Genomic DNA, 9,551 nt, shown 5'->3' on the forward strand with positions numbered 1-9,551 from the left:
TCGTCAGCTTCGAGGTGCCGCCCGACCTGCGCGAGACCTTCGGCTTCACCCAGGGCCAGTACCTCACGCTGCGCAAGCAGATCGAGGGCCAGGACCTGCGCCGCTCCTACTCCATCTGCGCCGGCATCGACGACGGCGTGCTGCGCGTGGGCGTGCGCAAGGTGCGCGGCGGCGTGTTCTCCAACTGGATCAACGAGCAGCTCCAGCCCGGCGACGAGATCAGCGTGATGGCCCCGCAGGGCCGCTTCTTCGTGCCGCTGGCGCCGGAAGAGCGCCGCCACCACCTCGGCATCGCCGGCGGCAGCGGCATCACGCCCATCCTCTCGATCATGAAGACCGTGCTGGCGCGCGAGCCGGGCAGCCGCTTCACGCTGATCTACGGCAACCGCCACCTGCGCTCCACCATGTTCAAGGAGGAGCTGGAGGACCTGAAGAACCGCTACCTCACGCGGCTGGTGCTGCACCACGTCTTTTCCGACGAGCACACCGACGCGCCGATCAACATGGGCGTGCTCGACCGCGAGAAGATCGGCGACTTCCTCTCCACCCTGGTGCCGGCCTGGACCATCGATCACGCCTACATCTGCGGCCCCTTCCAGATGAACGACGAGGCCGAGGCGGCGCTGCGCGCGGCCGGCGTGCCGGAATCGGCCATCCACATCGAGCGCTTCGGCATCGCGCAGGCCGCGCCCGGCGCGCCCGCCGGCATCGGCGCCGTGATGCATGAGGCGCGGCCGGGCGACGCCGAGCGCGCCCGCATCGTCATCGTGCGCGACGGCCTCAGGCGCGAGATCGAGTTCCACCGCGACCAGCCCAGCATCCTCGACTGCGCCTCGGCCACCGGGCTGGAGGTGCCGTACTCCTGCACCTCCGGCGTGTGCGGCACCTGCCGCGCCAAGGTGCTGGAGGGCGACGTGCGCATGGAGCGCAACTTCGCGCTCGACAAGGCCGAGGTGGCGGCCGGCTTCGTGCTCACCTGCCAGGCGCACCCGACGACCGAGCGGGTGGTGCTGTCCTTCGACGAACGGTGAAAGGAAGACGATGGCCAGAGGGCGTGCAGCCGGCTACGACGACCAGCGCGACATGATCCTGGCGCAGGCGGGCCTGCTGTTCGCCCGGCGCGGCTACCCGGCCACGTCGATGAACCAGGTGGCAGAGGCCTGCGGCCTGTCGAAGGCCACGCTCTACCACTACTACAAGGACAAGTACACGCTGCTGGTGAATATCGCCGAGGCGCACGTCACGCGGCTGGCCGCGATCGTGGAGGAGGTGGCGGCCCGGCGCCTGCCGGCCGAGCAGCGCATGCGCGAGCTGATCCTGAGCCTGGTGCGCGAGTACGCCACCGCCCAGAGCGCGCACCGGGTGCTGACCGAGGACGTGAAGTTCCTCGAGCCCGACGACCGGCAGCGCGTGCTGGACCAGGAGCGCGCCGTCGTGCGCGGCTTCGCCCGGGCCGTCGTCGCCCTGCGGCCGGACCTGGAGGGCACCGTCATGGGCATGCCGCTCACGATGCTGCTGTTCGGCATGATCAACTGGATGTTCACCTGGATGAAGCCCGAGGGCCCGCTGGACTACGAGGACATGGCCCCGGTGGTGGCCGACCTGTTCCTGGGCGGGCTGCCGAAAGTGAGGGTTCCGCAGGAGGCGGAAACCGGCGTCTAGGTGTTTCAATCTATTGCGAAGAATTACTTAACTTCTTAAATTAATTTCCATCCGCTTCCGACCACCAAGGAGACAACCCCAATGAAGTTCAAGATCAAGACGCTGGCCGCCGTGGCCCTCGTGTGCGCAGCCGGCCTGTCGTGGGCCGACCTCACCGTCGGCGTGACGCTCTCCACCACCGGCCCGGCGGCCTCGCTGGGCATCCCGCAGAAGAACACCATCGCGCTGATGCCCAAGACCATCGGCGGCCAGAAGGTCAATTACGTGGTGCTCGACGACGCCAGCGACACCACCACCGCCGTCAACAACACCCGCAAGCTGATCACCGAGAGCAAGGCCGACGTGATCATCGGCTCCAGCGTCACGCCCAACTCGCTGGCGATGATCGACGTGGTGGCCGAGGGCAAGACGCCGATGATCACGCTGGCCGCCTCGGCCCGGATCATCTCGCCCATGGACGACAAGAAGAAGTGGGTCTTCAAGACGCCGCAGAACGACGACATGATGGCCCAGGCCATCGTCGACTACATGGCCGCCCACGGCGTCAAGTCGGTGGCCTTCATCGGCTTCTCCGACGCCTACGGCGAGGGCTGGCACGACGTGTTCTCCAAGGCCGCCGCGGCCAAGAACATCAAGCTGCTGGCCAACGAGCGCTATTCGCGCACCGACACCTCCGTCACCGGCCAGGCGCTGAAGATCATGTCGGCCAACCCGGACGCGGTGCTGGTCGCCGGCTCGGGCACGCCCGCGGCGCTGCCGCAGAAGACGCTGGTCGAGCGCGGCTACAAGGGCAAGATCTACCAGACGCACGGCGTGGCGAACAACGACTTCCTGCGCGTGGGCGGCAAGGACGTGGAGGGCACCATCCTGCCCTCGGGCCCGATGCTCGTGGCCGACCAGTTGCCCGACGCCAATCCGGTGAAGAAGTCCGCGCTGGCCTATGTGACGGCCTACGAGGCCGCCAACGGCAAGGGTTCCACCGCCACCTTCGGCGGCCACGCCTGGGACGCCGGGCTGGTGCTGCAGGCGGCCGTGCCCGAGGCGCTGAAGAAGGCCCAGCCGGGCACGCCCGAGTTTCGCGCCGCGCTGCGCGACGCGCTGGAAGGCGTCAAGGAAGTGGCCGGCGCGCACGGCGTGTTCAGCATGACGCCGACCGACCACCTGGGCCTGGACAACCGCGCCCGCGTGATGGTCACCATCCAGAACGGCGCCTGGAAATACGTCTCGAACTGAGCGGCATGCTGCGGCGGGGGCCGTGCATCCGCGAGGGTGCCGGCCGCCTTCCTGTATCCGGCCGCGCTGCGGCCCCTTGAAAACGGACTGACATGGACCTTCAGATCGCCCTGCTGCTGGGGCAGGACGGCATCGTCAACGGCGCGATCTATGCGCTGATGGCACTGGCGCTGGTGCTGGTGTTCTCGGTCACGCGCGTCATCTTCATCCCGCAGGGCGAGCTGGTGGCCTTCGGTGCGCTGTCGATGGCGGCGCTGGGCGCCGGCAAGGTGCCGGGCACGCTGTGGCTGCTGCTGGTGCTGGCGGCGCTGGTGATCGTGGTCGAGCTGTGGCGCGCCAGGCGCGGCGTGATGGTGGAGTGGAAGTCCACGCTCGCCTGGGCCGTCGTCTTCCCGCTGCTGGCGGCGGCGGTCGTGCTGCTGGGCAAGCCGGCAGCGCTGTGGAGCCAGGCGCTGGCGACGCTGCTGGTGGTCACGCCGCTCGGGCCGCTCTTGTACCGGCTGGCCTTCCGGCCGCTGGCGCATGCCAAGGTGCTGATCCTGCTGATCGTCTCGGTGGCGCTGCACGGCGTGCTGGTCGGGCTGGGGCTGCTGTTCTTCGGCGCCGAGGGTTCGCGCACGCCGGCCTTCTCCGACGCCCGGCTGGACCTCGGCGGCATCCCGGTGGCAGGCCAGTCGCTGGTGGTGGTCGGCGTGACGGTGCTGCTGGTGGTGCTGATGTTCGTCTTCTTCGAGCGCTCCATCGTCGGCAAGGCACTGCGCGCGGTGGCGATGAACCGCGTCGGCGCGCGGCTGATGGGCATCCCGACCGACCTGTCGGGCGACCTGAGCTTCGCGCTGGCGGCGCTGATCGGCGCGGTGGCGGGGCTGCTGGTGGCGCCCATCACCACCGTCTACTACGACACCGGCTTCCTGATCGGCCTGAAGGGCTTCGTCGCCGCCATCGTCGGCGGCCTCGCCAGCTACCCGGCGGCGCTGCTCGGCGCGCTGGTGGTGGGGCAGCTGGAGTCCTTCTCCTCCTTCTGGGCCAGCGCCTTCAAGGAGGTGCTGGTGTTCACGCTCATCATCCCCGTGCTGTGGTGGCGCTCGCTGCACAGCCGGCACGTGGAGGATGAAGAATGACGCGGCGCCACCTGACGCTGGCGTTCATCGCGGCCCTCGCGGTGGCCTGGCCCTTCCTGCCCGACTTCACCACCACCGTCTTCAGCTACATCGCGCTGTACGCGATGGTGGCGGCCGGGCTGGTCATGCTCACCGGCGTCGGCGGCATGACCTCCTTCGGCCAGGCCTCCTTCGTCGCGCTCGGCGCCTACGCCACGGCCTGGGCCTGCACCTCGCCGACGGCCACCTCGGCGCTGGCCGCCTTGCCGCCGGCGCTGCTGCCCTGGCTGGGGCTGGCGCTCGGCCTGGCGATCACCTTCGGGCTGGCGTGGGGGCTGGGCGCCATCACCGTCAAGCTCTCGGGGCACTACCTGCCGCTGTGCACCATCGCCTGGGGGCTGGGCCTGTACTACCTGTTCGGCAACCTCGAGTTCCTCGGCGGGCAGACCGGCGTGCGCGGGCTGCCGGCGCTCGACGTGTTCGGCTTCTCGCTGGCCTCGCCGCGCGTGCTGGGGCCGGTGATCTGGGCGGTGCTGCTGCTCGCGCTGTGGGCGCTGCACAACCTGCTGGACTCGCGCGAGGGCCGTGCCATCCGCGCGCTGAAGTCGGGCCAGCTCATGGCCGAGTCGATGGGCGTGGACACGGCGCGCCATCGCGTCAAGGTGTTCGTGCTGGCGGCGCTGCTGGCGGCGCTGTCGGGCTGGCTGTACGCCCACATGCAGCGCTTCGTGAACCCCACGCCCTTCGGCCTGAACATCGGCATCGAGTACCTGTTCATGGCGGTGGTCGGCGGCGCCGGCCACCTGTGGGGCGCGGTGCTGGGCGCCACGCTCATCACGCTGCTCAAGGAGCAACTGCAGGACTGGCTGCCGCACCTGCTGGGCGCCAGCGGCAACTTCGAGCAGATCGTCTTCGGCCTGCTGATGGTGCTGGTGCTGCAGCGCTTCGCCGAAGGGCTGTGGCCCACGCTGGCGCGCTGGAGCGCCCCTTTCCTGCGGCCCCAGCGCCGCCGCTCGCCGCGCGAAGCGCGCCCGCTGCCCACCCGCGCGCTGCCTGCGGCCGGCGAACTGCTGCTGGAGGCCGCCGGCGTGACCAAGCGCTTCGGCGGCCTGGTCGCCAACAGCGACGTGAACATGACCCTGCGCGCCGGCGAGGTGCACGCGCTGATCGGCCCCAACGGCGCCGGCAAGAGCACCTTCTTCAACATGATCTCGGGCGTGGACGACCCCACCGAGGGCCAGGTGCGCCTGCTGGGCGAGCCGATGAACGGCCGGCCCTCGCGCGACTTCGCGGCGCGCGGCCTGGGCCGCACCTTCCAGCACGTGCGCCTGCTGGGCGAGCGCAGCGTGCTGGAGAACGTCGCCCTGGGCGCCCACCTGCGCGGCCGCAAGGGCTGGCTGGCCGCCATGCTGCGGCTGGACCGCGCAGAGGAGGCCGACCTGCTGGCCGAGGCGCGGCGCCAGATCGAGCGCTGCGGCCTGGGCGAGTTCGCCGACCGGCCGGCGGCGTCGCTGGCCCTGGGCCAGCAGCGCGTGGTCGAGATCGCGCGCGCCCTGGCCGGCCAGCCGGCGGCGCTGCTGCTGGACGAGCCGGCCGCCGGCCTGCGCCACCTGGAGAAGCAGGCGCTGGCGCGGCTGCTGTCGCAGCTGCGCGCGGAAGGACTGGGCATCCTGGTGGTGGAACACGACATGGAGTTCGTCATGAACCTGGCCGACCGCGTGACGGTGCTGGAATTCGGCTGCGTCATCGCCGAAGGCACGCCCGACGAGGTGCAGCGCAACCCGCGCGTGCTCGACGCCTACCTGGGCGGCGGCGACGACATGGCGCCGGCGGCCGTGCCGCAGGCGGTGGTCGTGGGAGCGGTGGCATGAGCACGGGCGATACCCGGCGTCTGTTCGCGCTGGAGGACTTCCACGTGTCCTACGGCAGCGTCGAGGCGGTGCACGGCGTCGCCCTGCACATCGACGAGGGCGAGATCGTCACCGTGATCGGCCCCAACGGCGCCGGCAAGACCACGCTGCTGGGCGCCGCGATGGGCCTGCTGCCCTCGCGCGGCGCGCTCACCTTCGACGGCGAGCGCATCGCGCGCCCCAGCGTCGAGGCGATGGTGGCGCGCGGCGTCGCGCTGGTGCCCGAGCGGCGCGAGCTGTTTGGCGAGATGCCGGTGGAGGACAACCTGCTGCTCGGCGGCTTCTACCGCTGGCGCACCGGCCGGCGCGACCAGCGTGAGCGCATGGAGGAGGTGTTCGCCATCTTCCCGCGCCTGAAGGAGCGCCGGGCGCAGTTGGCCAGCACGCTGTCGGGCGGCGAGCGGCAGATGCTGGCCATCGGCCGCGCGCTGATGGCGCGCCCGCGCCTGCTGATGCTGGACGAGCCCTCGCTGGGCCTGGCTCCGCTGGTGGTGCGCGAGGTGCTGCAGGTGGTGGGCGCGCTGCGCTCGCACGGCGTGTCGGTGCTGCTGGTCGAGCAGAACGCCCGCGCCGCGCTGCAGGTGGCCGACCGCGGCTACGTGCTGGAGACCGGCAAGGTGGCGCTGGAGGGCGCCGCCGGCGACCTGCTGAGCGACCGCCGCATCATCGACACCTACCTGGGGCTGGGCAACAAGCATGCCGTGACGCCGGCGGGCTGAGCCCAGCATCGCACCGTTCTGGGGATAATCCGCCGCCATGAGCGGCAACACCTTCGGCACCCTGTTCGCGGTCACCAATTTCGGCGAATCGCATGGCCCCGCGATCGGCTGCGTGATCGACGGCTGCCCGCCCGGGCTGCGCCTCGCCGAGGCCGACATCCAGCCCGACCTGGACCGCCGCCGCCCCGGCACCAGCCGCCACGTCACCCAGCGCAACGAGCCCGACGCGGTGCAGATCCTCAGCGGCGTGTACGAGGGCCGCACCACCGGCACGCCGATCGCGCTGCTGATCCAGAACACCGACCAGCGCAGCAAGGACTACGGCGCCATCGCGCAGCAGTTCCGCCCCGGCCATGCCGACTACACCTACTGGAAGAAGTACGGCATCCGCGACCCGCGCGGCGGCGGCCGCTCCTCGGCGCGGCTGACGGCGCCCATGGTGGCGGCCGGCGCGGTCGCCAAGAAGTGGCTGTTCGAGCAGTACGGCACCGTGTTCCGCGGCTGCATGGCGCAGATCGGCGAGCTGGAAATCCCCTTCGCCTCGTGGGACCACGTCGACCAGAACCCCTTCTTCGCGCCGATCGCCGACGTCGCGCCGCTGGAGGCGTACATGGACGCGCTGCGCAAGGCCGGCGACTCCTGCGGCGCGCGCATCCGCGTCACCGCCAGCCGGGTGCCGGTGGGCCTGGGCGAGCCGCTGTTCGACAAGCTCGACGCCGACATCGCCTACGCGATGATGGGCATCAACGCCGTCAAGGGCGTGGAGATCGGCGCCGGCTTCGCCAGCGTGGCGCAGCGCGGCACCCGGCATGGCGACAGCATCGGCCCCGGCGGGCGCTTCGAGAGCAACAACGCCGGCGGCGTGCTGGGCGGCATCAGCACCGGGCAGGACCTGGAGGTGAGCATCGCCATCAAGCCCACCAGCTCCATCATCAGCCCGCGCCGCTCGGTGGACATCCACGACCAGCCGGTCGAGGTGGTGACCAAGGGCCGCCACGACCCCTGCGTGGGCATCCGTGCCACGCCCATCGCCGAGGCGATGCTGGCGCTGGTGGTGATGGAGCACGCGCTGCGCCACCGCGCGCAGTGCGGCGACGTGGAGCGCACGCGCCGGCGCGAGGCCGGCGGCACCGCGACGGAGCACGAGGGCCCGCAGTCCTCCTTCCTGTGAGCCCCGCGCCACCGGCCGCGGCGGCGAGCCGGCGTTCGCTGCTGGCCTTCGCGGGCCTGTCGGCCAGCTATTTCGCGCACATCGGCTTCTTCAACCCCTACCTGCCGCTGTGGCTGCAGAGCCTGGGGCTGCCGATCTTCACCATCAGCCTGCTGACCTCGGTGCAGTCCGTCACCCGGGTGTTCGCGCCCTATGCCTGGGGCGCGCTGTCCGACCGCACCGGCGAGCGCGTCAAGCTGCTGCGCTACAGCGCGGCGGTGGCGCTGGTCGGCTCGCTCGGCCTGTGGTGGCACGGCGGCGGCGCCTGGTGGGTGCTGGTGGTGCTGCTGGTGATGTTCACCCACACCAGCTCGATGATGTCGCTGACCGAGGCGGCGATGGCGCACCTGGTGGCGGGCGACTGGGGCCGCTACGGGCGCATCCGCCTGTGCGGCTCGGCGGGCTTCCTCGTCACCGTGCTGCTGGCGGGCGAGTGGTTCGAGCGCTTCGGCATGGGGCACTTCCCCGGCTGGGCGACGGGCTCGCTGGCGCTGGTGCTGCTGGCCACGCTGCGGCTGCCCGACACGCGCGAGCCGGTGGCCCAGGTCGCGCAGGCGCAGGCGCCGGTCGGGCCGGTGCTGCGCCAGCCGGCGGTGCGCTGGTTCCTGGCCTCGCTGTTCTTCCACGTGATGGCGCACTTCAGCGTCTACGGCTTCCTGTCGCTGTACCTGGACTCGCTGGGCTACGGCAAGGGCGTGATCGGCTTCCTGTGGGCGCTGTCGGTGCTGGTGGAGATCGGCTGGTTCTGGCTGCAGGGGCGCCTGATGCGCCGCCTGAGCATGCCGCGCTGGCTGTTGCTGTGCGGCGCCGCGGGCGTGCTGCGCTTCGCGCTGACCGGCGGCCTGGGCCAGTGGTTCGCCGCGCTGGTGCTGGCGCAGTTGCTGCATGCGCTGTCGTTCGCGGCGCACCACACCACCTGCATCGCGCTGGTGTCGCAGCATTTCCCCGGCAGCCTGCGGGGCCGGGGCCAGGCGCTGTTCACCGTGATCGGCTATGGTTTCGGGGGCGTGATCGGCGTGCTGGCCGGCGGCGCCGCAGCCCAGCACTTCGGCTTCGTGGCCATGTTCGGCGCCGCGGCGGTGCTGGCGCTGGCCGGCAGCCTGTGCGCCTGGCGCGTGCTGCGCTGCGAGTCCGGGGCGCCCGCCTGAGCCGACCCTTTCCCTCTGTCTTCGACGAAAGTCCCGACCGGATGTTCTCCATGCCTCCCGCCGTCCAGGCACTGATCCTCACCAACGTCATCGTGTTCCTGGCCCAGGGCCTGTCGGAGGGGCTGACCGGCGCGCTGGCGCTGTGGCCCGTGGGCTCCGGCGTCTTCGCGCCCTGGCAGCTGGTGACCTACGCCTTCCTGCACGGCGGCTTCTCGCACCTGCTGTTCAACATGTTCGGCCTGTGGATGTTCGGCTCGGACCTGGAGCGGCTGTGGGGCTCGAAGCGCCTGCTGGTCTTCTACTTCGTCAGCGTGCTCGGCGCGGCGGCGGCGCAGCTCGTGGTGGCGGCGCTGGGCGACGCCACCTACCCGACGGTCGGCGCCTCGGGCGGCCTGTTCGGCATCCTGGTGGGCTTCGCCATGATGTTCCCCAAGCGCAAGATCGTGCCGCTGATCCCGCCCATCCCCATGCCGGCGCCGGTCTTCGTGGCGCTGTACGGCGCGCTGGAGCTGATCTTCGGCGTGACCGGCAGCTTCGCCGGCGTGGCGCACTTCGCCCACCTGGGCGGG

9 protein-coding genes are annotated in these 9,551 nt (G+C 71.1%); all 9 read left to right on the forward strand.

Translation table 11 applies throughout. From position 1 onward, the window contains the following. A partial coding sequence (gene paaE, locus ACIY1X_RS03055; RefSeq protein ID WP_399677901.1) for a 1,2-phenylacetyl-CoA epoxidase subunit PaaE occupies window positions 1–1,031 on the forward strand: 1,031 nt, incomplete at its 5' end. Between the two features lie 10 nt (window positions 1,032–1,041). Further along, complete coding sequence (locus ACIY1X_RS03060) at window positions 1,042–1,662, forward strand: TetR/AcrR family transcriptional regulator (RefSeq protein WP_038218192.1); 621 nt, start codon at window positions 1,042–1,044, stop codon at window positions 1,660–1,662. 81 nt (window positions 1,663–1,743) lie between these two features. Further along, entirely contained in the window at window positions 1,744–2,895 is a 1,152-nt protein-coding gene (locus ACIY1X_RS03065) for an ABC transporter substrate-binding protein (RefSeq protein WP_399677904.1), read from the forward strand. 92 nt (window positions 2,896–2,987) lie between these two features. Continuing rightward, window positions 2,988–4,016, forward strand: coding sequence for a branched-chain amino acid ABC transporter permease (locus tag ACIY1X_RS03070; RefSeq protein ID WP_399677906.1), 1,029 nt, complete (start codon window positions 2,988–2,990; stop codon window positions 4,014–4,016). After that, a complete protein-coding gene (locus ACIY1X_RS03075; RefSeq protein ID WP_399677908.1) occupies window positions 4,013–5,866 on the forward strand; it encodes an ATP-binding cassette domain-containing protein in 1,854 nt (617 codons plus the stop codon). The genes ACIY1X_RS03070 and ACIY1X_RS03075 overlap by 4 nt, the downstream gene beginning before the upstream one ends. Continuing rightward, window positions 5,863–6,624, forward strand: a complete 762-nt coding sequence (locus tag ACIY1X_RS03080; protein WP_399677910.1) for an ABC transporter ATP-binding protein — start codon at window positions 5,863–5,865, stop codon at window positions 6,622–6,624. Before ACIY1X_RS03075 ends, ACIY1X_RS03080 begins: the two co-directional genes overlap by 4 nt. Before the next feature lie 37 nt (window positions 6,625–6,661). Next, a complete protein-coding gene (gene aroC, locus ACIY1X_RS03085; RefSeq protein WP_399677912.1) occupies window positions 6,662–7,795 on the forward strand; it encodes a chorismate synthase in 1,134 nt (377 codons plus the stop codon). Then, on the forward strand, window positions 7,792–8,982 hold the full coding sequence (locus tag ACIY1X_RS03090; protein ID WP_399677915.1) for an MFS transporter: 1,191 nt from the start codon (window positions 7,792–7,794) through the stop codon (window positions 8,980–8,982). The genes aroC and ACIY1X_RS03090 overlap by 4 nt, the downstream gene beginning before the upstream one ends. A gap of 50 nt (window positions 8,983–9,032) precedes the next feature. Beyond that, window positions 9,033–9,551 (forward strand): rhomboid family intramembrane serine protease (locus ACIY1X_RS03095; RefSeq protein WP_399677917.1); only part of this gene is annotated, 519 nt, incomplete at its 3' end.

This window comes from Xenophilus sp., from assembly GCF_044462705.1.
In the GTDB taxonomy this organism is placed as follows: domain Bacteria; phylum Pseudomonadota; class Gammaproteobacteria; order Burkholderiales; family Burkholderiaceae_C; genus Xenophilus; species Xenophilus azovorans.